Raw genomic sequence first — 23,542 nt, forward strand, 5'->3', positions numbered from 1 at the left:
AACGACGGCGCATGCTTGTGCGCGCGTTCGCCGGAATATTGATATGGGAGTTCATTGATTGTAGCCCACCGCTTCGCGCCATGCGCCTCGCCCCTCCTGCGCGGATGGCTACGCGAGCGGCCGAGCGCGCGGCTTTCGTCACGCAAAAAACCCGCGGCGAGGCAAACCGCGGGGAGCCCAAACATCCGAAGGCTGAAGGAGCGAAGAAACCCGTTGCAGCGCGCGGCCGCCGACAAGCCGCGCCGCGCGCCCTACCGCTTACTTCTTGACGACCACAGGCTTGGACGCCTGCGACGACAGCACGGGCGTCGCGCTGACGCCGTTGGCACCATTGGCGCCGGTGGCCGCAGGCGTGCCGGTTGCCGCGGTCTTCGACGCCGTGCCGATGGTCAGGCCTTCGGCCGTGAGCCGTTGCACCGTCTTGCCGCCCATGCCTTTGACGCGCGAGCTGAGATCGGCCGCATCCTTGAAGGGGCCGTGCGCCTGACGTTCATCGAGAATGGCTTTCGCCTTCGCCGGGCCGATGCCCTTGATGCCGCGCAGGGCATCGGTATTGGCGGTGTTGACATCGACCGCTGCGAGCGCCGAACCGATGGACAGGGTGAGCGCGAGCGCAACGAGGGTCGAAAGGGCTTGCTTGAACATGCTGAGTCTCCAGAAGAACCGGCCGGCGAACAGTGCCGACCGCGAGACCCAGTGTAGAGAGACTTCGATGGCGTTTATAGCTGGCCGAATAGCCAACGCACGTAGCGGTCGACGCCTTCCTGAACGGTGAGAAACGGCGCTTCGTAGCCGGCTGCGCGCAGGCGCGTCTGGTCCGCTTGCGTGAAGCACTGGTACTTGCCGCGCAGCGCGTCGGGAAACGGAATGTACTCGATCAGCCCGCGCTGCACGAGTTCCGCGAGCGACAGCGGCGCTTCGCCGTCGATCGCGCGAAGCGAGTTGACGACCGTCGACGCAATGTCGTTGAACGGCTGCGCGCGCCCCGTGCCGAGATTGAAGATGCCCGACTTCTCAGGATGATCGAGAAAGTGCAGATTGACCTTCACCACGTCTTCCACGGACACGAAATCGCGCGTCTGCTCGCCCGCCGCGTAGCCGTTGTATTCGCCGAAGAGCTTGACCTTGCCTTCGGCGCGGAACTGGTTGAAGTTGTGAAACGCGACCGACGCCATGCGCCCCTTGTGCGTCTCGCGCGGACCGTACACGTTGAAATAGCGGAAGCCGACGATCTGGCTGCCTGCCTTCGGCAAGACCTGACGCACGATCTGATCGAAAAGGAACTTCGAGTAACCGTACACGTTGAGCGGCTTCTCGACTTCGCGCTCCTCGACGAAGCGGCTCGATCCGCCGTAGGTCGCCGCCGACGACGCATACAGAAACTGCGCGCCCTGCGCGAGACAGATGTCCATCACGTCCCGGCTGTACCGGAAGTTGTTGTCCATCATGTAGCGGCCGTCGGTTTCCATCGTGTCGGAGCAGGCGCCTTCGTGGAACACCGCGCGCACCTTGCCGAAGTCGCCGCGCCGGAAGCGCTCGACGAACTCGGTCTTGTCGAGGTAATCGTCGATCTCGCAATCGACGAGATTCTTGAACTTGTCGGCGCGCGTGAGGTTGTCCACCGCGATCACGCGATGCTCGCCGCGCTCGTTGAGCGCCTTGACGATATTGCTGCCGATGAAGCCGGCCGCCCCGGTAACGATGAAAGTCATGTGAGATCAGGCGAAGAGTTCGTTGTAGTCGACGGTCGCCGTGCCGAGCTTGCCCACGACGATGCCGGCCGCGCGGTTCGCATACACGATGGAATCGACGAGCGGCACGCCTGCGCCGAGCATGGTGGCGACCGTTGCGATGACGGTGTCGCCCGCGCCCGACACATCATACACTTCGCGCGCTTCGGCCGAATTGTGCAGCACCTGGTTCTCCGTGAAGAGCGTCATGCCCTCTTCCGAGCGCGTCAGCAAGAGCGCGCCTAGATCCAGATCCGTTCGCAGCTTCGTCACGCGCTCGTGCAGGTCTTCCTCGGACTTCCAGTGGCCGATCACTTCGCGCAGTTCCGCGCGATTCGGCGTGATGAGCGTCGCGCCGCGATAACGCTCCCAGTCGTCGCCCTTCGGATCGACGAGCACGGGTTTGCCGGCCTCGCGCGCGTCGGCGATCATCTTCGTAACGTGCGTGAGACCGCCCTTCGCGTAGTCCGACATCAGAATGACGTCGTGCTGCGGCAGCAGCTCCGTGAAGCGTTCGAGGCACGCGCGCAGCACTTCGTGATTCGGCGTGTTCTCGAAGTCGACGCGCAGCAGTTGCTGCTGACGCGACAACACGCGCAGCTTGATGGTCGTGAGCAACTCCGGGTCGCGCGCCAAGTGCGCGGCGACCCGGCTTTCGCCGAGCAGCTCGACGATGCGCTCGCCCGGCTCGTCATGCCCCACGACGCACAGCAGACCCGCCTGCGCGCCGAGGGCCGCCGCGTTGCGCGCGACGTTCGCCGCCCCGCCCAGGCGATCCTCCTTCTTCTGCACGTGCACGACCGGCACGGGCGCCTCGGGCGAGATGCGGTTCACATCGCCGAACCAGTAGCGGTCGAGCATCACATCGCCGACCACCAGCACGCGCGCCGCGGAAATGCGGGCGCGCGGCACCACTGGGATATTCGCCGGGCTATTGCCGGCTGCCATTGCCGTCGAGTTCGACATGGGGACGTCCTATTGCAAAATAATCGATGCCTAGTTCAGCCATCGCTTCCGGTTCATACAAATTGCGGCCGTCGAAGATAACCGGCATCTTCAGCTCGCTCTTCAAGTGCCCGAAGTCCGGGCTCTTGAATTCCTTCCATTCGGTCACGATGACGAGCGCGTCCGCGCCCGTCAAGGCTTCCTGCTGCGTTTGCACGAAGTGCAGACGCTCCATGTCCTCGCGGCGGCCTTCCAGATCGAGCGCGAACACGCGCTGCGCTTCGGTCATGGCGACAGGATCGTACGCCCGCACGGTCGCGCCGCGTTCGAGCAGCGACGCGATCAGACGCCGGCTCGACGCCTCGCGCATGTCGTCGGTATTCGGCTTGAATGCGAGGCCCCACACGGCGAACGTGCGGCCGCGCAGGTCCTCGCCCATGCGCTTGACGATCTTGTTGACGAGCACTTCCTTCTGCGCGTTGTTGACCGCTTCGACCGATTCGAGAATCTGCAGCCGATGTCCGTTTTCGCGCGCCGTCTGCACGAGCGCCTGCACGTCCTTCGGGAAGCACGAGCCGCCGTAGCCGCAACCCGCATACAGGAAGTGATAGCCGATGCGCGGGTCCGAGCCAATGCCGCGACGCACGGATTCGATGTCCGCGCCGACCGCATCCGCCAGATTCGACAGATCGTTCATGAACGAGATGCGCGTGGCCAGCATGGCGTTGGCGGCGTACTTCGTGAACTCGGCGGAGCGCACGTCCATGTAGAGCGTGCGCTCGTGATTGCGGTTGAACGGCGCGTAAAGGCGCTTCATCATTTCGCGCGCGCGGTTGCCGGCTTGATCGTCGTCGATGCCGATCACGATGCGGTCCGGCCGCATGAAGTCGTCGACCGCGGCGCCTTCCTTCAGGAACTCGGGATTCGATACGACGGAAAAGCCGTGCTTGTCCGCGACATCGAGTCCGCGCGCCTTCAGTTCTTCGTCGACGACGCGCTTGACTTGCAGCGCCGTGCCGACCGGCACCGTCGACTTGTCGACGATCACCTTGAAGCCGTTGGAATAGCGTCCGATGTTGCGCGCGGCCGCGAGCACGTACTGCAAGTCGGCCGAGCCGTCTTCGTCGGGCGGCGTGCCGACCGCGATGAACTGGATGTCGCCGTGCTCGACGCTCGCCTTTACGTCAGTGGAGAACTGGATGCGCCCCGCTGCACGCGTGCGCTTGAGCATTTCCTGGAGGCCCGGCTCGTGAATCGGCACGCCGCCGTTATTGAGGATCTCGATCTTGCGCGGATCGACGTCGACACAAAACACGTCATTGCCGATTTCAGCGAGGCAAGCACCGGTCACAAGACCGACGTAACCCGTACCAACGATGGTAACTTTCATAGCTCTCCGTGGGTTTCTAAGATAGCGGCGATGATGATGAGCGCGAAAACAGCGCGCTCGCGATGGTGTGCGAACTCAGGCCGAACTCGTGATCGGTTCGACGCGTCGTGGCGCGTAGGTCTCCCAGCCGCTGCAGCCGGGGCACTGCCAATAAAACAGGCGCGCGCGGAATCCACACGTTTGACATGTATACCGCGGCAAATTCTTGGTGCGTTGCTTGACGAGCGTGCGCATGAGCTGCAGTTCGCCCCGGCGCGGCTCCTCGGCGGTCGCTTCCTGCGCTTCGAGCAGGCGCGTCATGCCCGCGAGATTCGGAGCGATCTCCATTTGCCTGCGCACGAGCGCGTGCGCCGCATCGAGACCGCGCAATTCCTGGACATGCTTGTACGCGACATCCAGCAGATCGTTCGACGGATAACGCGTCGCGTAGTCGATCAGCAAGTCGACGCCTTCTTCCTTGCGACCCAGCGCGGCATAGGCCTTCATCAGCTTCTCGGCGACGAGCGGCAGATACGCTTCGTTCTGCGCCTCGACGCGCTTCCAGACAGCAATCGCGGCCTCGATGTTTCCGGCGGCGGCTTCGGCGTCGCCCGAGAGAATCGTGGCGCGGACGTTGTCCGGATTCGACGCCAGCGCGAGCTTCAGTTCGGCGCGCGCATCCTCCAGATTCTTGCGCTGCAACGCTTCCTGCGCGAGTTCGCAATGGAAATGCGCGATTTCCATATGCAGCGACGGCGCGCCCATTTTCTCGATGCGCTCGGCCGTGGTGATGGATTTCGGCCAGTCCTTCTCGATCTCGTAAATGGTGAGCAGCGCGCGTTGCGCGCCGAGCGAATATTCGCCGGCTTCCAGCGACCGAAACGTTTCCTCCGCGCGATCCAGCAAGCCCGCCTTCAGGAAGTCCTGCCCGAGTTCATACAGCGCGTGATCGCGTTCGGCGACCGGCAGATCAGCGCGGCTCAACAAATTCTGATGCACGCGAATCGCGCGATCCGTCTCGCCGCGCCGCCGAAACAGATTGCCGAGCGCAAAGTGTAGTTCGATCGTTTCCGGGTCCAGCTTGGCGACTTCGATGAACGCGTCGATCGCCTTGTCGTGTTGCTCGTTGAGCAGGAAATTCAGGCCGCGAAAGTACGAGCGCGGCAAGTTCGCATTCTCGGATAACAGCGTTTTCAGGTCGTAGCGCGATGCCATCCAGCCTAGCGCGAATGCGACCGGGATGACGAGCAGCCACCAGAAGTCTAGATCCATGCGAATGTTCGGTGAGTCGGTTAGGTGTCTGCTTCGGGCGAATCAAGCGCAAGCGCCGCCGCCCGGACGATGCGCGTATCAGATGAGCGGCGGCATCGGCGGTTCTTCTTTGACCAGCGGCGTTTCCCGTGCGGCGCGCACGTCGCGCTTCAGACGCCCGTTTTCGATCCGCAAGCGCAGCATCGCCGGCACCGCCGAAACGAGCCCGGCGAGCAGTCCCACGACGAAGAACGCCAGCCCGATCAGGATCAGCGGCGCCTGCCAGGCGTAGCCTGCGAGGAAATTCAGCGTCGCCGTCTGCGTGTTGGCGAGCGCCAGCACGAGCAACAACACGAAGACCAGAACGCGGATCAGCCAGACTATGAATTTCATGAACGTCTCGCAATGGCGGGGCATCCGCGGCCGTCGCTTCGCCGTTCGGCCTACGTGATTACCCGAGTCAAAGTGACCGGTATTGTAATGGATGCGTTTGCTTGGAAGCACCGGCGCGGCCCAAGCCTCCGACGAAACGTCCGAACTATGTGCGCTAGCGAACGCGAGGCGCCGCGTGCAGCCCGTCGGGACGAAAAAAAAGCACCCACATGGGGTGCTTTTCTGGTCGATTGCCTCGTGGCCGGACGTCGCGGCGGATCACTTGCGCGCACGCGCACGCAATGATTCGTAGCGATGCGCGCCGATCAGAGATCGTCCGCATCGTCGTCATTCGACGCCTTCAGCGGCTCGCCCGCGCGGCCATCGACGCGTTCACGCAACTCCTTGCCCGGCTTGAAGTGCGGCACGAATTTCTCCGGCACCAGCACTTTTTCACCCGACTTGGGATTGCGCCCGACGCGCGACGGACGACGGTTGAGCCCGAAGCTGCCGAAGCCGCGAATTTCGATGCGATGACCGTTGGCAAGCGCCTCCGACATTGCATCGAGCATCGTCTTGACCGCGAAATCCGCATCCTTGAGCACAAGTTGCGGAAATCGCGAGGCCAACTGGGCGACCAATTCCGATTTGGTCATACTGCAGCAGTACCGTTAAGGCTTAGCTGTTCTGGCCGTCGAGCTTGGCCTTCAGCAGCGCGCCGAGGTTGGTCGTGCCGGTAGCGGCGGCGTTCGAGTCCGAAGCTTGCAGGCCGCGCATGGCTTCCTGCTGCTCGGCCGAATCCTTCGCCTTGATCGACAGGTTGATGCCGCGCGACTTGCGATCGATGTTGATGATCATCGCGTTGACCTTGTCGCCTTCCTTCAGCACGTTGCGCGCATCTTCCACGCGGTCCTGTGCGATTTCCGAAGCGCGCAGGTAGCCTTCGACTTCGCCCGACAGCGTGACGACCGCACCCTTCGGATCGACCGACTTCACGACGCCGTCGACGATAGCGCCCTTGTCGTTGATCGCGACGAAGTTGCTGAACGGATCGCCTTCGAGCTGCTTGATGCCGAGCGAAATGCGCTCCTTCTCGACGTCGATGCCCAGAACCACGGCTTCGACTTCGTCGCCCTTCTTGTACTTGCGAACAGCTTCTTCGCCCGTTTCCGACCACGACAGGTCCGACAGGTGAACCAGACCGTCGATGCCGCCCGGCAGACCGATGAAGACGCCGAAGTCGGTGATCGACTTGATCGCGCCTTGCAGCTTGTCGCCCTTCTTGAAGTTGCGGCTGAAGTCGTCCCACGGATTCGGCTTGCACTGCTTCATGCCGAGGCTGATACGACGGCGGTCTTCGTCGATTTCGAGAACCATGACTTCGACTTCGTCGCCCAGCTGCACGACCTTCGACGGTGCAACGTTCTTGTTCGTCCAGTCCATTTCCGACACGTGGACGAGGCCTTCGATGCCCGATTCCACTTCGACGAATGCGCCGTAGTCGGTGATGTTCGTGACCTTACCGAACAGACGCGTGCCCGACGGGTAACGGCGCGAGATGCCTTCCCACGGATCGTCGCCCAGTTGCTTGATACCGAGCGAAACGCGGTTCTTCTCTTGGTCGAACTTGAGGATCTTCGCGGTGACTTCCTGGCCGACCGACAGCACTTCCGACGGGTGACGCACGCGACGCCATGCGATGTCGGTGATGTGCAGCAGGCCGTCGATGCCGCCGAGGTCCACGAACGCGCCGTAGTCGGTGATGTTCTTGACCACGCCTTCCACGATCGCGCCTTCCTTCAGCGTTTCGAGCAGCTTTGCGCGCTCTTCGCCTTGGGTAGCTTCGATCACGGCACGGCGCGACAGCACGACGTTGTTACGCTTGCGGTCGAGCTTGATGACGCGGAATTCGAGCGTCTTGCCTTCGTACGGGGTCGTGTCCTTGACCGGACGCGTGTCCACGAGCGAACCCGGCAGGAACGCGCGGATGCCGTTGACCATCACGGTCATGCCGCCCTTCACCTTGCCGGTGATGGTGCCGGTGACGAGTTCGTTGTTGTCCAGCGCTTTTTCCAGCGACAGCCACGAAGCCAGACGCTTCGCCTTGTCGCGCGACAGGATAGTGTCGCCATAGCCGTTTTCCAGCGCGTCGATCGCGACGGAAACGAAGTCGCCCGCCTGCACTTCCACTTCACCCGCGTCGTTCAGGAACTCTTCGAGCGGAATATAGGCTTCGGACTTCAGACCAGCATTCACGACCACGAAGTTGTGGTCGACACGCACGACTTCGGCGGAGATCACTTCGCCAGCGCGCATGTCCTGCTTGGTCAGCGACTCTTCGAACAGAGCCGCAAAAGATTCGTTATTCGGGGTGGAGGTTTGCAGGTCGGACATAAAAATCAATATTTGCACAGCTTTGCGCTAATGGCCGAAAAGGGCCGACGATGCGCGAAGCCGTACGGGGTTAAGGGGTTTAACACACGCTCGGCCACATGACGGAGCACCCAACTATCCGGCAGCCGACCACAGCGGCGGGCGAACCGGCACATCTACTACGTTTTCAGCTACACGCGCACTTCGCTGTACCAGCCGATGATTTGTTCGACCGCTTGATCGATCGACAAACCGGAGGTGTCCAGCGTCTTCGCGTCCGCCGCGGGCTTGAGCGGCGCGGCTGCCCGGTTCATGTCGCGGGCGTCGCGTTCGCGCAAATCGCGCAGCAAGTCATCCATATTAGCAGAAAAGCCTTTTTGCATCAATTGCTTATGGCGTCTCGCCGCGCGGGCCTCGACGCTCGCGGTCAGAAACACCTTCAGCGTGGCGTCGGGGAAGATGACCGTGCCCATGTCGCGGCCGTCGGCGACGAGCCCCGGGCGCTTGCGAAACGCCCGCTGCCGGGCGACGAGCGCCTGCCGCACTTCGGGATGCACTGCGATCGCGGACGCGCGATTGCCGATTTCCTCGGCGCGGATTTCGGTCGATACATCGACGCCGTCCAGTTGCGCGCACCCTTCGCGAAAGGTGATATGGAGGTCGCCGACGAGGTTTGCAAGCGCGGGGGCGTCGCCCTTGTCGATGCCGTAGCGGACGCTCGCGAGCGCCGCGAGCCGGTACAGCGCGCCGCTGTCGAGCAGGTGAAACCCGAGCGTGGCCGCGACGACCGCCGCGACCGTGCCCTTGCCGGACGCCGTCGGCCCGTCGATGGTGATGACTGGAGTGGGGTCGAATGGACGGCTCGGTTTCATTGCGTATGGCCGTTGCGGCCCGTTGTTGCTGTTTTCGTGATGGAAGGCATGGCGCGGCTCAGGTTCTGACGAGCGTCGCGAAACGGTCGAAATAGTCGGGGAAAGTCTTGTTCACGCACTTCGGATCGTTGATGCGCACGGGCACGCCGCCCAGACTCACGAGCGAGAAGCACATGGCCATGCGGTGATCGTCGTAGGTGTCGATCGCGGCGTTCGCGGTGAGCTTCGCCGGCGGCGTGACGACCAGATAATCCGCGCCCTCCTCGACCGTCGCGCCGACCTTGCGCAATTCGGTCGCCATCGCGGCGATGCGGTCGGTTTCCTTCACGCGCCAGCTTGCGATGTTGCGCAGCGTCGTCGTGCCGTTCGCGAAAAGCGCGGCCACGGCAATGGTCATCGCGGCGTCGGGAATCAGGTTGAAGTCCATGTCGATGGGCGCGAGCTTGCCGTCGTCGGACTCGACGCCGCGCACCTCGATCCAGTCGTCGCCCATCATCACGTTCGCGCCCATGCGATTGAGCGCATCCGCGAAGCCGACGTCGCCCTGAATGCTCGACCGTCCGACGCCTTCCACGCGCACCGGCCCGTGGCCGATGGCGCCCGCCGCCAGAAAATACGACGCGGACGACGCGTCGCCTTCCACCATGATCGCGCCGGGAGACTGGTACGACGCGCCCGCGGGCACGGTGAACCGCGCCCAGCCGTCGCGCTCGACGGTGACGCCGAAGCGTTCCATCAACCGCACCGTGATTTCGATATAGGGCTTCGAAATGAGCTCGCCTTCGACTTCGATCGTCACCGGGCCGCTGCGGCCCTCGATGACCGGCAGGCTCATCAGGAGCGCGGTGAGAAACTGGCTCGACACGTCGCCCCGCACGCGAATGGGCTTGTCCACGGCGATCTTCGACGCGTGAATCCTGAGCGGCGGGAAGCCGTCGTTCTGCTCGTAGTCGATGTTCGCGCCGATCTGACGCAAGCCGTCGACGAGATCGCCGATCGGCCGCTCGTGCATGCGCGGCACGCCGTGCACGCGGTATTCGCCGCCGTTGACCGCGAGCGCCGCCGTCAGCGGACGCACCGCCGTTCCCGCGTTGCCGAGAAAAAGCTCCGCCGACTTGGACGGAAACGCGCCGCCCGTGCCCGTGACGGTCACGCGCTCGCCATCGCGTTGGAGCGATACGCCGAGCGTTTCCAGCGCGGTCAGCATCACGCGCGTGTCGTCGGAATCGAGCAGATTGGTGATCGCCGTTTCGCCGGTCGAAAGCGCGGCGAGCAGCAGCACGCGGTTCGAGATGCTCTTCGAGCCGGGCAGCCGCACCGTGCCGGACGCGCGCGCGAAGGGTCCGAGGTCGAGATGTTCCATGCTGTTTCCTGGTGTGTCTTATTTCGCGGCGGGATCGCCGGAAATCTTCTTGCCGCCGCGTTCCTGCCACTCCGTGCGCGCCACGCGCGAGCGCGCGAACGCGGCTTCGAGCGCGGCGCCGTCCGACGCGTCGATGGCCGCGCGAAACCGCGCCAGCACGTCGGTGTAGGCGTCGAGTTCGGCGAGCAGCGCCGCGCGGTTCGCCAGACAGACGTCGCGCCACATTTCCGGGCTCGACGCCGCAATGCGCGTGAAATCGCGAAAGCCACCCGCAGCGAACGAGAACTTCAGTTGCGCGTCCGGCGCTTCGAGAATCTGCTCGACGAGCGCGAACGAGAGCACATGCGGCAGATGACTCACCGACGCGAACACGCGATCGTGCTGCGCCTCGCTCATCGTGTGCAACGCCGCGCCGGTCGCCCGCCACATCGCGGCAATGCGCTCGACGGCTTCGGGCGCGTTCTCGGCAAGCGGACACAGCACGACATTGCGATCGACATAAAGATCAGGCAACGCGGCATTGACGCCGCTCGACTCGCGCCCGGCAATCGGATGTCCCGGCACGAACTGCGCGACGCGTTCGCCGAGTGCCGCCCGTGCCGCTGCGACAACGTCGCTCTTCGTGCTGCCGGCATCCGTCACGATGGCGTGCGCGTCCAGAAACGGCGCGATGCGCGCGAGCAACGGCTGCGTCTGCGCGACCGGCGCGGCGAGCAGCACGATATCGGCGCCCTGCAAAGCGCGAGCGAGCGCGGCGTCGTCATCCAGCGCGGCGGCTTCGTCGATGACGCCGAGCTCGACCGCGCGCGCCACCGACTGCGCCGAACGCCCGACGCCGACCACGCGCCCGGCGAGCCCGGCGCGTTCGCGCAACGCGCGCGCGAGCGATCCGCCGATCAGGCCGACGCCGAAAATAACCAGTTTATTGAAAGTGAACGCGGCCACGGGACATCGCAAAAAGCGCGTCGAAAGACGCGGAAGACGGAACGGCTGAAAGCGCGAATTTTACCGGGCGCGCGGATACGACCCGAGAATCTTGAGAAACGCGGCCTTCTGCCCGAGTTCTTCCAGCGCGGCGGCCACCGACGCATCGTTGCGATGGCCTTCGAGATCGATATAGAAGTAGTACTCCCACGTCCCGACGCGCGCGGGCCGCGATTCGAAGCGCGTCATCGAGACGCCGTGCTTCGCGAGCGGCTCCAGCAGCTTGAACACCGCGCCCGGCTCGTTCGCGACCGACACGATGAGCGAAGTCTGGTCGTGGCCGCTCGCGTCCGACGGCTGCTTGCCGATGATCACGAAGCGCGTGCGGTTGTGCGGATCGTCCTGGATCAGCGAATACACGACGCCCAGGCCGTAGTGCGTCGCCGCGCGGTCGCCGGCGATTGCAGCCACGGTCGGATCCGCCACGGCCATGCGCGCGGCTTCGGCATTGCTCGACACCGCCTGCCGCTCCAGATGCGGCGCGTTCGCGGAAAGCCACCGCTGGCACTGCGCGAGCGCCTGCGGGTGCGCGCAGACGCGCGTCACGCCTTCCAGCGAGCCGGACGCCGTCAGCAGATTGTGATGAATCGGCAACGCAAGCTCGCCGCCGATCACGAGTTGCGTTTGCAGCAGCAGATCCAGCGTGCGCGACACCGCGCCTTCCGCCGAATTCTCGACGGGCACGACGCCGTACTGCGCCGCGCCGGCTTCGACCGAGCGGAACACTTCGTCGATGGACGGGCACGGCAGGCCTTCGATCGAGTGTCCGAAGTATTCGAACATCGCCTGTTCGCTGTAGGTGCCGACCGGCCCGAGGAACGCGGCGCGCAGCGTCTGTTCGAGCGCGCGGCTCGCGGCCATGATCTCGCGCCAGATCGCGCTGATGTGGTCGGCGGCGAGCGGGCCGTCGCTCATGGCCTGCAAGCGCGCGATGACCTGCATCTCACGCTCCGGACGAAACACCGGCGCGTTGAAGTGCTTCTTCACCTCGCCCACTTCGAGCGCCACGGAAGCGCGCTGGTTCAAGAGCGCGATGAGTTGTGCGTCGAGCGCGTCGATGCGCTCGCGCAGCGGTTTGAGCTTTGAATTGAGATCGTCGTCCATGCGGTGCGTGTTGAGCGAATGCGGTTAGAGGAGCGACGGCGCGTTCACGCGCTCGTCCGCTCGAATTCCTTCATATAGTCGACGAGCGCCCTGACGCCCTCGACCGGCACCGCGTTGTAGATCGATGCCCGCATGCCACCGACGGACTTGTGGCCCTTCAGCTGCAGTAGCCCGCGCGCTTTGGCGCCGGCCAGGAAATCGGTATTGCGCGATTCATCGGCAAGGAAGAACGGCACATTCATGCGCGAACGATTCTGCCGCTCGACCTTGTTGACGTAGAAATCGCTGGCGTCGATGGTGTCGTACAACAGCTTCGCCTTTTCGACGTTGCGCGCTTCCATCGCCTCGAGGCCGCCCTGCTTCTTGAGCCACTTGAAGACGAGACCGGCCATGTAGATGGCGTACGTGGGCGGCGTGTTGAACATCGAGTTGTTCTCGGCGACCGTCTTCCACTCGAACGCGGACGGACAAATGGACAGCGCGCGGTCCAGCAGGTCTTCGCGCACCATCACGACCGTCACGCCCGCCATGCCGATGTTCTTCTGCGCGCCCGCGAAGAGCACGCCGAACTTGGCGACGTCCATCGGACGCGACAGGATGTGCGACGATGCATCCGCGACGAGCGGAATGTCGCCGAGATCGGGAATGTCGAAGGCCTCGACGCCGTCGATGGTTTCGTTCGTGCACAGATGCACGTAGGCGGGATCGTCCGACAGCTTCCATTCGCCGATGGCCGGCACGCGCGTGAAGCCTTGCTCCGTCTTGCCCGTGGCCGCGACGTGCGGCGTACAGTACTTCTGCGCTTCCTTGTAGGACTTCGTCGACCACGAACCCGTCATGACGAAATCCGCAGTCTTCTTCGCGCCGAGCAGATTCATCGGCACGATGGCGTTTTCGCCGATGCCGCCGCCCTGCAAAAACAGGATGCGATGCGAAGCCGGCACCTTCAGCAGTTCACGCAGGTCGGTGAGCGCCGCTTCGTGGATCGACATGAATTCCGCGCCGCGGTGGCTCATTTCCATCACGCTCATGCCGCTGCCGTGCCAGTCGAGCATTTCGTCGGCGGCTTGCCTCAACACTTCTTCTGGCATCGCGGCCGGGCCGGCGGAGAAATTGAACACGCGCATGTGGAATCCCGAATGGCAGGCGCGGCGTTGGGTCGAGTCGCTGAGTTCAGCGGATGACGCGCGCCTAAAAAGGAAATGGCTGCTTGTGCGTTTGCACAAACAGCCATTATCGCACTGTCCTGAAAACCCGCCAACGCGCGGGGCAGCGCGCCTCGCCGCGGGTTTTCCGGTTGTCACGCCGTGCTTACTTGCCCGGCTTGACGCTCGCCACTTCCTGATCCGCTTGCGTGCGGGTTGCCTTGATGGCTTGCGGCATGTACTTCTGCATCAGACCGTTGACGACGTCGCGGCCGACCTGATCTTGCACTTGAATGAACTTGCGACCCGTCGGGCTCTTGTAGAAGTTCGTCAGGTCCTTGATCTCGTCGGTCGAGTAGTACTTCGCGTACGCGTCGTACTGGGCCTTCATGGCGTCCTGGCGGAAGTTATCCGTGGCGAACACCTGGCCTGCCGAGTCCACCAGCTTCGGCACTGCGTTCTTCTGCAGCGTCGGGACAGCAGCCTGCTTCTGCTTGTCGTTCAGCGACTTGTTTTCCGACAGCGCGTCCGACAGGATGGCCGGAACGAGCTGCTTCGCTTGCATCTGTGCGCTGTTGCCGATTGCGCCGACGAGCTTTTGCGCGTCGATTGCGTCGAGCAGATCCTTGATCGCAGCTTGCTTGGCCGGATCAACCGGTGCTGCTGCGGCCGGCGCCGCCGCCTGGTTCGGCGCCTGGTTCTGAAGCGACTGAGCCATCGCGAAAGTCGGCACGAAAGCGGCCAGCAACATCCACTGCTTGAAACGTCCTTGCATCATTACTCCCTGTAAAAAATATTCAGTTCAGCACTCGCGACGAGCCTTGCACGTCCGCACGAGCGGCGCTCGCGTTCTCACTCGAGAAACGCAGCGCCGGCATGAGGCTCACGTCGCGCAGCTTAACCAATTCAGGCTTTCAAAAGCGATAACGAGAAACCGGCGACACAAAAAATATCAGGCGTCTTCGCCCGCGTCGCCATTTTGAGATTCGTCGGGCGGTGCGGCGGAAGCGTCGGCATCCGCGGCGGCATCGGCTACGTCCGCTTCTTCGAGTTCAGCGTCCGCCTCGGCTTCGGCGATATGCTGCAGTCCCGACAACTTCGTGCCCTCGTCAAGGCTGATGAGTGTAACACCTTGGGTTGCGCGGCCCATTTCGCGGATCTCTGACACGCGGGTGCGAATCAGCACGCCCGACGTGGTGATCAGCATGATCTGGCTTTCCGAATCGACGAGCGTCGCGGCGACCACCTTGCCGTTGCGCTCCGATGTCTGGATCGCGATCATGCCCTTCGTGCCGCGGCCGTGGCGCGTGTACTCGTTGATCGGCGTGCGCTTGCCGAAGCCGTTCTGCGTGGCCGTCAGCACCGACTGGTTCTCGCCGCCCGCCACCAGAAGCGCGATGACCTGCTGCCCTTCTTCGAGCTGCATGCCACGCACGCCGCGGGCTTCGCGGCCCATCGCGCGGACGTCGTTTTCGTCGAAACGCACGGCCTTGCCCGAGTCCGAGAACAGCATGACGTCGTGCGCGCCGTCGGTGATGGCCGCGCCGATCAGGTAGTCGCCGTCATCCAGACCGACCGCGATGATGCCCTTCTTCAGCGGACGGCTGAACGCTTCGAGCGGCGTCTTCTTGACGGTGCCGAGCGCGGTGGCCATGAACACGTACTTGTCCGCCGAGAATTCCTTGATCGGCAGAACGACGTTGATCTTCTCGCCGTCCTGCAACGGGAACATGTTGACGATCGGCCGGCCGCGCGAGTTGCGCGAGCCTTGCGGCACTTCGTAGACCTTGACCCAGTAGACGCGGCCGCGGTTCGAGAAGCACAGCATGTGATCGTGCGTGTTCGCGATGAAGAGCGTGTCGATCCAGTCGTCTTCCTTCATCTGCGTGGCCTGCTTGCCGCGCCCGCCGCGCTTCTGCGCGCGGTATTCGGAAAGCGGCTGCGACTTCACGTAGCCGGCATGCGACATGGTCACGACCATTTCCTGCGGCGTGATCAGGTCTTCGGTATTGAGCTCGGTCGCGTTCATTTCGATGCGCGAGCGACGCTCGTCGCCGAATTCCGCGCGCACCTGGCCGAGTTCTTCCACGATCATCTGCCGGATGCGTTCCGGCCGCGCGAGAATGTCGAGCAGGTCGGCGATCTGCGCCATGACCTCGCGATACTCGCCGACGATCTTGTCCTGCTCGAGGCCCGTCAGGCGCTGCAGCCGCATCTGCAGAATTTCCTGCGCCTGCACGTCCGACAGCTTGTACAGGCCGTCTTCCTGCAGACCGTAAGCCGGATTAAGCCCTTCCGGACGATACGCGAGGCGCCCGCCCGAGGCTTCAGTCTCCGCGCGCGTCAGCATTTCGCGCACGAGCGACGAGTCCCACGGACGGTTCATCAGCTCTTGCTTCGCGATAGGCGGCGTGGGCGCAGCCTTGATGATGGCGATGAACTCGTCGATGTTCGCGAGCGCCACGGCGAGACCTTCGAGCACGTGACCGCGGTCGCGCGCCTTGCGCAGTTCGTATACAGTGCGCCGCGTCAGCACTTCCCGTCGATGCGACAGGAAGCACTCCAGCATTTCCTTCAGATTCAGCAGCTTGGGCTGACCGTCGACGAGCGCGACCAGATTCATGCCGAACGTGTCCTGAAGCTGCGTCTGCTTGTACAGGTTGTTCAGGACGACTTCGGGCACTTCCCCGCGCTTGAGCTCGATCACGACGCGCATGCCGCTCTTGTCGGATTCGTCGCGAATGTCGGAGATGCCCTCGATCTTCTTCTCGTTGACGAGTTCCGCGATGCGCTCGAGCAGCGTGCGCTTGTTCACCTGATACGGAATTTCGTCGACGATGATGGCCATGCGCTGGCCGCGGTCGATCTCCTCGAAGTGCGTGGCCGCGCGCATGACGACGCGCCCGCGCCCGGTGCGGTAGCCGTCGCGCACGCCGGCCACGCCATAGATGATGCCGGCGGTCGGGAAGTCCGGCGCGGGCACGATCTCGATGAGCTCGTCGACCGACGATTCGGGATTGTTCAGCAGATGGAGGCAGGCATCGACGATTTCGCGCAGATTGTGCGGCGGAATGTTGGTCGCCATGCCGACCGCGATGCCGGCCGAGCCGTTGATCAGCAGATTCGGGATTCGCGCCGGCAGCACGAGCGGTTCGTTTTCGCTGCCGTCGTAGTTGGGACCGAAGTCGACGGTTTCCTTGTCGATGTCGGCGAGCAGCTCGTGGCCGATCTTCGCCATGCGAATTTCGGTGTAGCGCATGGCCGCGGCGTTGTCGCCGTCGACGGAACCGAAGTTGCCCTGCCCGTCCACGAGCATGTAGCGCAGCGAGAACGGCTGCGCCATGCGGACGATGGTTTCGTACACCGAGGCGTCGCCGTGCGGATGGTACTTACCGATGACGTCCCCGACGATACGCGCCGACTTCTTGTACGCGCGATTCCAGTCGTTGTTCAGTTCATGCATCGAGTACAGCGCCCGGCGATGCACCGGCTTCAGGCCATCGCGGACATCGGGAAGCGCGCGCCCGACGATTACGCTCATCGCGTAATCGAGATACGAACGGCGCATTTCCTCCTCGAGGGAGATAGGCAGAGTCTCTTTGGCGAATTGATCCATTATCCGTGTCTTGAACTGTGCAGCAGCGACACGGCAGCGCGTTCGTGAGTTTCGCGACACCCGCCAGCCGGCCGCGCGACTTGCGCCGGCCAGGCGCGTAGCCGGCGTACGCTGCGGCGCTGCGAACGCAGCGCATCGCGAGATTCTACCATGCGGCACCTTCGCGTCCGGCGAGGTGCGTATACATAGTGTTGGTGCGCCGTCCGTGCGGCGTCGCAGGCATTCTGAACGGCGTCAGGCTGTACCAATTACTTACAAAAACTGGGGAACGATTTCCGTCAATTGGTCATCGAGCCGGGATATCATGCCGCCTCAGCGCTTCGGCAACGGCGAAGCGGCGGCGATAAAAATGCGCGGGAAACGCCGTTTAGGCACGCGATATGCGCAGGTTCGGCGCCTTTGTGGCGCGGGGCCGGCTCCTGTCCCTTTCTTGTTGCGGAGGCACCACATAAGGTTGCGGCCGAACTGGGTGCGGGGATATTTTTATCGTTGCAAGGGAACGATATGGCAAAATGCCAACGCACAAAGTTAGACACTGCTCGAAGTCTATACAAAGCGTTTTGTTCCGCAGGGGAATGTTATACTTCGAGCAATGTATGACCTGTCTTCGTCTACAAGGCTCGCAGTAAACCTGCGGTAATCTCAATTTCGAGAGGAGAAATATGAATAAACTTTCAAAGCTCGCGTTCATTGCAGCTACCGCAGTTATGGCTGCATCGGCCTCGGCGCAATCGGTGCCGGCCTCGCGACAAGCCGTCAATGACAACTGGGTGAATGGCACGGGCGAGTATGTGTGGATGAACGGCACGAACGAACTGTGCTGGCGCGACGCATTCTGGACGCCGGCCACGGCTAACGCGAAGTGCGATGGCGCACTGGTCGCGCAAGCCCCGGCTCCGGCAGTTGCTCCGCCGCCGCCGCCCGCACCGGCTATCACCAGCCAGAAGGTTACGTACCAGGCCGACGCCCTGTTCGACTTCGACAAGGCAGTCCTGAAGCCGGCCGGCAAGACCGCGCTGGACGATCTCGCATCGAAGATCGGCGCGCTGAACCTCGAAGTCGTGGTTGCAACGGGTTACACCGACCGCATCGGTTCGGACAAGTACAACGACCGTCTGTCGCTGCGCCGTGCGCAAGCTGTCAAGGCGTACCTGGTCAGCAAGGGCATCGAAGCCAACCGTATCTACACGGAAGGCAAGGGCAAGCGCGACCCGGTCACGAAGGGTTCGTGCACGCAGCGCAATCGCAAGCAACTCATCGCCTGCCTCGCACCGGATCGTCGCGTGGAAGTCGAAGTTGTCGGCACGACGCGTCAGCCGCAACAGTAAGCTCTGCCGGCTTGCCGCAGACTCGAACCCCCGCCTCGGCGGGGGTTTTTTTATGCCCAACGGCGGCGCATTCACGAAGTTTCTTGCTGCATGCCACCGCGGAACGCGCCGTGCGTTTTGCCCGGTCTGTTGACCGCCTATATACTCGACCCTACCGATTCACGTTTAGCCAAGGTCCTCCTCATGACGAATGTCGATCCCCACGAACTGCAGAAATTCAGCGATCTGGCGCATCGCTGGTGGGACCCGAACGCCGAGTTCAAGCCGCTGCACGAGCTGAATCCGGTGCGGCTCGACTGGATTGACGCGCACGCGCATCTGATGGGCAAGCGTGTCCTCGACATCGGCTGCGGAGGCGGCATCCTGTCGGAGTCGATGGCCACGCGCGGCGCAACGGTGAAAGGCATCGATCTGTCGTCGAACGCGCTCGGCGTCGCGGACCTGCATAGTCTCGAAAGCGGCGTCGAGGTGGCGTACGAGGAAATCTCGGCCGAGGCGCTCGCCGCGCGCGAGCCGGGCTCGTACGACGTCGTGACCTGCATGGAGATGCTCGAGCACGTGCCGAATCCCGCTGGCACCGTCGCCGCGTGCGCCGCGCTCGTCAAACCCGGCGGCTGGGTGTTCTTCTCTACGCTCAACCGGAACGCCAAGGCGTATCTCTTCGCCGTGATCGGCGCCGAGTACATTGCGCGGATGCTGCCGCGCGGCACGCACGATTACGCGCGCTTCATCAAGCCCTCGGAACTGGCGACGTTCGCGCGCACGGCGTCGCTCTTGCCGGTCGACATCAAGGGCATCACGTACCGGCCGATCTCACAGCACTTCGGCCTTTCCAACGACACGAGCATCAACTACATGATGGCTTGCCGTCGGGAAGCGTGACGCCATGACTCCGGAAGAACAAGACGAAACGGGCATCGTCCAGACGAAGCCCCTGCCCGACGATCCCACGCCGCAGCCGCAACGCGCGGCCGATGGCCGCTCGCTCGGGCTCTGCCAGGCGGTGCTGTTCGATCTCGACGGCACTATCGCCGATACCGCGCCGGATCTCGTGGCGGCCGTCAACAAGATGCGCCACGACCGCGGGCTCGAAATGCGTCCGCTGGAGGCGCTGCGGCCGTACGCATCGGCGGGCGCGCGCGGCTTGCTCGGCGGCGCGTTCGAAATCGGGCCGGAGCACCACGAGTTCGCCTCGATGCGCGAGGAGTTCCTCGCCAATTACGAGGCGGACCTCTGCATCGAAACGACGCTGTTCCCGGGCATCAGCGAATTGCTGGACGAGCTCGACGCGCGCGGCGTGCGCTGGGGCATCGTCACGAACAAGGTGACGCGGCTCGCCGCGCCGCTCGTCGGACTGCTCGGGCTCGATACGCGCGCCGGCTGCCTCGTTTGCGGCGACACGACGCCGCATTCGAAGCCGCATCCCGCGCCGCTTTTGCACGCTGCGGATTTGCTCGACGTCGCGCCGGAGCGCATCGTCTACGTCGGCGACGACCTGCGCGACGTTCAGGCCGGCTTCGCCGCCGGCATGATCACGGTCGCCGCCGCGTACGGCTATTGTGGCGACGACATCCCGCCGCATCGCTGGCACGCGGATCACGTCGTCGAATCAACCGAGGAGTTGCAGCTGCTGCTGCGCGAGATCCCCTGACGGCGCGAGCGCGGACGGCGCAGGCTCTTGAAAAAAGCCGCGGTTCGCCTCATACAGTATTTCGTGGGATAATCTCAGTTCCGCTTTGGGGGCGACCTGGTTTCGACAGGGGTTGTGAAGCGGTCAGGGCATACCGAGGACCCGTCACCTCGTTAATCAATGGGAAAAACGTAACTGCAAACGACGATACGTTCGCACTGGCAGCCTAAGGGCCGCCGTCCTCTCACTAATTCGCTGACGGGTTAGGGTAGCAATACCGCGAGAGGTCATATACGTCAGATAAGTCTTGGTGGCGTCACGACGCCAAGATCGAAAATTTAGTGAATCGCCGTAACGCAGCGTGTTCGTCCGCGTCGTTGCGGTTAAATCAAAAGACAGAACTAAGTATGTAGAACTGGTCGTAGAGCGCTTCTGGACGCGGGTTCGATTCCCGCCGCCTCCACCACCCCATTTCGAAACCCGCGATCGCGCAAGCGTCGCGGGTTTTTTGTTTGTGCCTTAGCGTGCGTGCTGCCTCTGTCTCATCGCACAGGCGAAAAAAAGCCCCGCGCGAGGCGGGGCAAACATCCTTGAGAGACATAGCTGCGGCAGAGACGACGCGAGCTACGGGCCACAGAATAGAGGCCGCGGTGCGCGCTTCGTATCGGAGCCGTCCGAATCTATTGCTGCGCGTCAGCCATCTGACAATCAGCGCACGCTTCCCTTTGTTCCGCTTACATGACTGACCTCGGTCAACAATCCTGGCGCGGAGACGGATGCGGAGGTCGTTCTCCGACAAATCCGATTTTTCTCCTAGCGCCGCGACATTAACCTTTTCACGCTTCTCGTTCTCGTGGACGGGAAGCCATTCCAAGTACTTTAGCCTCGCCATTCGGCGAGGCTTTTTTTCGTCGGATTGAACGCGCTTGTATCCGTCAGACGTGTTCGCTCGGCAACCGACCGTGCCGTCCGCGCGAAGGCAATCTTCTGCTTTATCCGGCGAACCGGCGCGTTGCGGGAGAAGCATGTATCGAGAAAGCGGTATCAAGAACATTCGAACGAGCGTGATGGCGCTCGTGTGGGCGATGCTCGCCCTGCTTCTTCCGATGGCCGCGCGGGCTGCGACCGCGACCGCCTCCGCCGATTGCCGCGCAGGCACGCTCGTCACCGTGGTGGCGCATCTGGATGACGACCTGCTCTTCGTCAATCCCGGCATCAGCGACAAACTCGACGCCGGCTGGTGCGTGACCACCGTTCATCTGATCGGCGGCGCGAACGGCGCCAAGTTCGACTACGTGCTGCTACGCGAGACCGGCACCAAGCTCGCCTACGCGCGAATGGCGGGCGTGCCGGACCGGTGGCAGGAATCGACCGTCATGCTTGCCGGCAAGCCCGTGCATCAACTGGTGCTTGCCGGACAGCCGCGCGTCAAGCTGCTCGAACTGCGGCTGCCGGGCGGCGGCGTGCGCGGCGGGAAAGTCCCGCTCGGGCTGCTGTGGGATCGCGGCCAGACGGTGACCACTTATCCGATGCAGTCGGACGGCACGGGGGCGACGACATACGACCGGGCCTCACTGTCCGCGACGCTGCGCGCGATTCTCACGCAGGCCACCGCCATCTACACGCTGAATCCGGACACGGTCGCGTTCATGGAGCACCCGGACCACATCTACGCGGCGCGCGTCACGCGCGTGGTCGCGCAGAGCCTCAAACGCGATCTGCCGATCGGCTATCACGTCACCTACCCAACCGGCGGCCTGCCCAAGAATCTGGACGCCGAAGAGACGCTGCGCAAGCGCGATGTCGTCGGCAGCTACTTTTCCGTCGACGGGAACGACGCCGGCCACGTCTTCGACGAATACATGTGGGACGGCAACTGGGTCGCTCGCCGCTACTGGAGCAGCGCCCGCGCGAACGACGGCGGCCCGGACTTCCAGCTGCGACCGCTGCAGCTCGTCAACGAATATTCGAGCCGATGCCTGCAATCCGGCGGCGCGGGCCAGCCGCCGCGCCTTGGCGCGTGTTCTGGCGATGCCTCGCAGAACTGGTTCTGGCAACAGTTGCCCGCGACGCCCGGCGAAAAGAACGACGCGCTGCTCGTGAACGCCGCCACCCACGCGTGCATCGCCGAACGCGACTCGGGGCTGGTCGAAGAAGCGTGCAACGCGAAGAGCGCGTCGCAGCGCTGGACGCCGTGGGACTTCGGCTTCGTCTACACGCCGCTCAATCACTGTCTGGGCGAGAAAAACGGCGCGGTCACCGCCGGGCGCTGCTCGCTGCTGACGGCGGAATATCGCTGGTCGCCGACGCCGCAGACCGTGTGGACCGATACCCGCCAGGAAGGCGCGCTCTACGGCGACGTGCGCGGCACCGGCCGCGACAGCGCCGTGTACGTGCAGCGTCGCAAGGACGGACCGGGCTTCAACGTCTGGGTCGCGGAAATGTCGCGCATGGATCAGGCCGCGCCGTGGTATCTGAACGCCGTGCCGTTCGATCCGCAGGCGAGCGCGCCGACCTGCGAGGCGGACACGCTCTGCTTCGACAGCGCGCGCTTTCTGCTCGGCGATTTCGACGGCGACGGTCGCGCCGATCTGATGGTGATCACGCCACGGAACGGCGGCACGGCGTTCTGGCTGCTCAAAAGCGCGGGCACGCGCTTCGAAGCGCCGCGACTTTGGTTCCAGACGAGCGCCGAATGGACGCCTGCCAACGCGCAGCAATACATCGCGGGCGATTTCAACGGCGACGGCCGCGCCGACGTCGCGATTGCACAGCAGCGCAAGGACGCAGGGCTGGATCTCTGGGTGCTCGCATCGAATGGAGCGACGGCGAGCCCGCCTGCGCTCTGGCTCAATGCGCCCGCGCTGTCCGCGAGCGCCCGCTTCGTGCCTGCGCGCGTCGCGGGATCGGAGCGCGCGGGACTCATCGCGATGGAGAACGTGAACGGCGCGCTCGCGCTCTCGCAACTGGCGAGCACGGGCGCTGCATTCGAAGCCAGCTACCGCACGAACGTGTACCCGCAACTGCGCGCCGCGTCCGTGAAAGTCGCGGCAGGCGATATCGATGGCGACGGCATCGACGATCTCGCGGTGCTCGCGCCACGAGGCGACTCGGCCAGCACGCGCGTCTTCGGCATCGAGGGCGGCAAGGTGTTCGGCCCGGCCGAGGAAACCGCGACGCTGGCGGGCACGTCGTACGCCGATTCCATGCCGGCGCTGATTCGTCGCAACGATCACGACAACCACGCCACGCTGATCCTGTTCAGCCGCGCGAACGCGATTCTCAAGGAGTTCTATTACACCGGCGGCGCGCCGAGCTTATCCGGCTATGACGTCGACGCATCGTTCAGGCTGGGGCCGGTGCAGATTTGGGGAGACTTGCCGGGGCTGTATTCGGAATCGCTCTGGCTGAAGACGCTCGCTTACTGGGGCGGCAAATAGAACACGCGCCGCGCTTCTGG

At 63.7% G+C, this 23,542-nt stretch carries 19 protein-coding genes and 1 other RNA gene; 5 read left to right on the plus strand and 15 right to left on the minus strand.

Going from position 1 to position 23,542, the window contains the following annotated elements:
- Positions 1 to 258: 258 nt before the first annotated feature.
- The 15 genes from NCR34_RS10260 to gyrA all read right to left on the minus strand — a co-directional run bounded on the left by NCR34_RS10260 (position 259) and on the right by gyrA (position 17,124).
- Positions 259 to 645 carry a ComEA family DNA-binding protein gene (locus tag NCR34_RS10260; RefSeq protein WP_244846977.1) on the minus strand — a complete coding sequence of 129 codons (387 nt, stop codon included), beginning with the start codon at positions 643 to 645 and terminating at the stop codon, positions 259 to 261.
- A 74-nt stretch (positions 646 to 719) separates the two neighbouring features.
- Positions 720 to 1,712, minus strand: a complete 993-nt coding sequence (gene rfaD, locus NCR34_RS10265; protein ID WP_175944613.1) for an ADP-glyceromanno-heptose 6-epimerase — start codon at positions 1,710 to 1,712, stop codon at positions 720 to 722.
- 6 nt (positions 1,713 to 1,718) lie between these two features.
- Positions 1,719 to 2,696: a D-glycero-beta-D-manno-heptose-7-phosphate kinase gene (gene rfaE1 / locus NCR34_RS10270; protein ID WP_248320298.1), complete on the minus strand. Its 978-nt coding sequence runs from the start codon at positions 2,694 to 2,696 to the stop codon at positions 1,719 to 1,721.
- A complete protein-coding gene (locus NCR34_RS10275; RefSeq protein ID WP_248320299.1) occupies positions 2,662 to 4,065 on the minus strand; it encodes a UDP-glucose dehydrogenase family protein in 1,404 nt (467 codons plus the stop codon). The genes rfaE1 and NCR34_RS10275 overlap by 35 nt, the downstream gene beginning before the upstream one ends.
- 75 nt (positions 4,066 to 4,140) lie before the next feature.
- Complete coding sequence (gene lapB, locus NCR34_RS10280) at positions 4,141 to 5,316, minus strand: lipopolysaccharide assembly protein LapB (RefSeq protein WP_248320300.1); 1,176 nt, start codon at positions 5,314 to 5,316, stop codon at positions 4,141 to 4,143.
- Between the two features lie 78 nt (positions 5,317 to 5,394).
- Entirely contained in the window at positions 5,395 to 5,688 is a 294-nt protein-coding gene (locus NCR34_RS10285) for a LapA family protein (protein ID WP_175945260.1), read from the minus strand.
- 305 nt (positions 5,689 to 5,993) lie between these two features.
- The gene (locus NCR34_RS10290; RefSeq protein ID WP_008342376.1) at positions 5,994 to 6,323 is read right to left on the minus strand and encodes an integration host factor subunit beta; all 330 of its coding nucleotides are present in this window, start codon (positions 6,321 to 6,323) and stop codon (positions 5,994 to 5,996) included.
- 22 nt (positions 6,324 to 6,345) lie between these two features.
- Complete coding sequence (rpsA, locus tag NCR34_RS10295; protein ID WP_284502950.1) at positions 6,346 to 8,061, minus strand: 30S ribosomal protein S1; 1,716 nt, start codon at positions 8,059 to 8,061, stop codon at positions 6,346 to 6,348.
- A gap of 170 nt (positions 8,062 to 8,231) precedes the next feature.
- Positions 8,232 to 8,912: a (d)CMP kinase gene (gene cmk, locus NCR34_RS10300; protein ID WP_175944621.1), complete on the minus strand. Its 681-nt coding sequence runs from the start codon at positions 8,910 to 8,912 to the stop codon at positions 8,232 to 8,234.
- Between the two features lie 58 nt (positions 8,913 to 8,970).
- Positions 8,971 to 10,275, minus strand: a complete 1,305-nt coding sequence (gene aroA, locus NCR34_RS10305) for a 3-phosphoshikimate 1-carboxyvinyltransferase (RefSeq protein WP_248320301.1) — start codon at positions 10,273 to 10,275, stop codon at positions 8,971 to 8,973.
- A gap of 18 nt (positions 10,276 to 10,293) precedes the next feature.
- The gene (locus NCR34_RS10310; RefSeq protein ID WP_248320302.1) at positions 10,294 to 11,220 is read right to left on the minus strand and encodes a prephenate dehydrogenase; all 927 of its coding nucleotides are present in this window, start codon (positions 11,218 to 11,220) and stop codon (positions 10,294 to 10,296) included.
- Positions 11,221 to 11,280: 60 nt separating this feature from the next.
- Positions 11,281 to 12,363, minus strand: coding sequence for a prephenate dehydratase (pheA, locus tag NCR34_RS10315; protein WP_248320303.1), 1,083 nt, complete (start codon positions 12,361 to 12,363; stop codon positions 11,281 to 11,283).
- A gap of 44 nt (positions 12,364 to 12,407) precedes the next feature.
- The gene (gene serC / locus NCR34_RS10320) at positions 12,408 to 13,490 is read right to left on the minus strand and encodes a 3-phosphoserine/phosphohydroxythreonine transaminase (protein WP_248320304.1); all 1,083 of its coding nucleotides are present in this window, start codon (positions 13,488 to 13,490) and stop codon (positions 12,408 to 12,410) included.
- 184 nt (positions 13,491 to 13,674) lie between these two features.
- Positions 13,675 to 14,283, minus strand: a complete 609-nt coding sequence (locus NCR34_RS10325) for a DUF2059 domain-containing protein (RefSeq protein WP_159838093.1) — start codon at positions 14,281 to 14,283, stop codon at positions 13,675 to 13,677.
- 177 nt (positions 14,284 to 14,460) lie between these two features.
- Positions 14,461 to 17,124: a DNA gyrase subunit A gene (gyrA, locus tag NCR34_RS10330; protein WP_250499789.1), complete on the minus strand. Its 2,664-nt coding sequence runs from the start codon at positions 17,122 to 17,124 to the stop codon at positions 14,461 to 14,463.
- Between the two features lie 662 nt (positions 17,125 to 17,786).
- On the opposite strand from gyrA, the gene ompA reads away from it, so the two are divergent.
- The 5 genes from ompA to NCR34_RS10355 all read left to right on the plus strand — a co-directional run bounded on the left by ompA (position 17,787) and on the right by NCR34_RS10355 (position 23,522).
- Positions 17,787 to 18,452 (plus strand): outer membrane protein OmpA, encoded by a 666-nt coding sequence (ompA, locus tag NCR34_RS10335; protein WP_248320306.1) that lies wholly within the window; start codon positions 17,787 to 17,789, stop codon positions 18,450 to 18,452.
- Positions 18,453 to 18,635: 183 nt separating this feature from the next.
- Complete coding sequence (gene ubiG, locus NCR34_RS10340) at positions 18,636 to 19,334, plus strand: bifunctional 2-polyprenyl-6-hydroxyphenol methylase/3-demethylubiquinol 3-O-methyltransferase UbiG (protein WP_175944635.1); 699 nt, start codon at positions 18,636 to 18,638, stop codon at positions 19,332 to 19,334.
- A 4-nt stretch (positions 19,335 to 19,338) separates the two neighbouring features.
- Positions 19,339 to 20,103: a phosphoglycolate phosphatase gene (gene gph / locus NCR34_RS10345; protein ID WP_248320307.1), complete on the plus strand. Its 765-nt coding sequence runs from the start codon at positions 19,339 to 19,341 to the stop codon at positions 20,101 to 20,103.
- An 87-nt stretch (positions 20,104 to 20,190) separates the two neighbouring features.
- Positions 20,191 to 20,548, plus strand: a transfer-messenger RNA (tmRNA) gene (gene ssrA, locus NCR34_RS10350).
- Positions 20,549 to 21,107: 559 nt separating this feature from the next.
- Positions 21,108 to 23,522 (plus strand): FG-GAP-like repeat-containing protein, encoded by a 2,415-nt coding sequence (locus tag NCR34_RS10355; protein ID WP_250499790.1) that lies wholly within the window; start codon positions 21,108 to 21,110, stop codon positions 23,520 to 23,522.
- Positions 23,523 to 23,542 lie beyond the last annotated feature (20 nt).

This window comes from Caballeronia sp. GAWG1-5s-s, from assembly GCF_023631445.1.
In the GTDB taxonomy this organism is placed as follows: Bacteria; Pseudomonadota; Gammaproteobacteria; order Burkholderiales; family Burkholderiaceae; genus Caballeronia.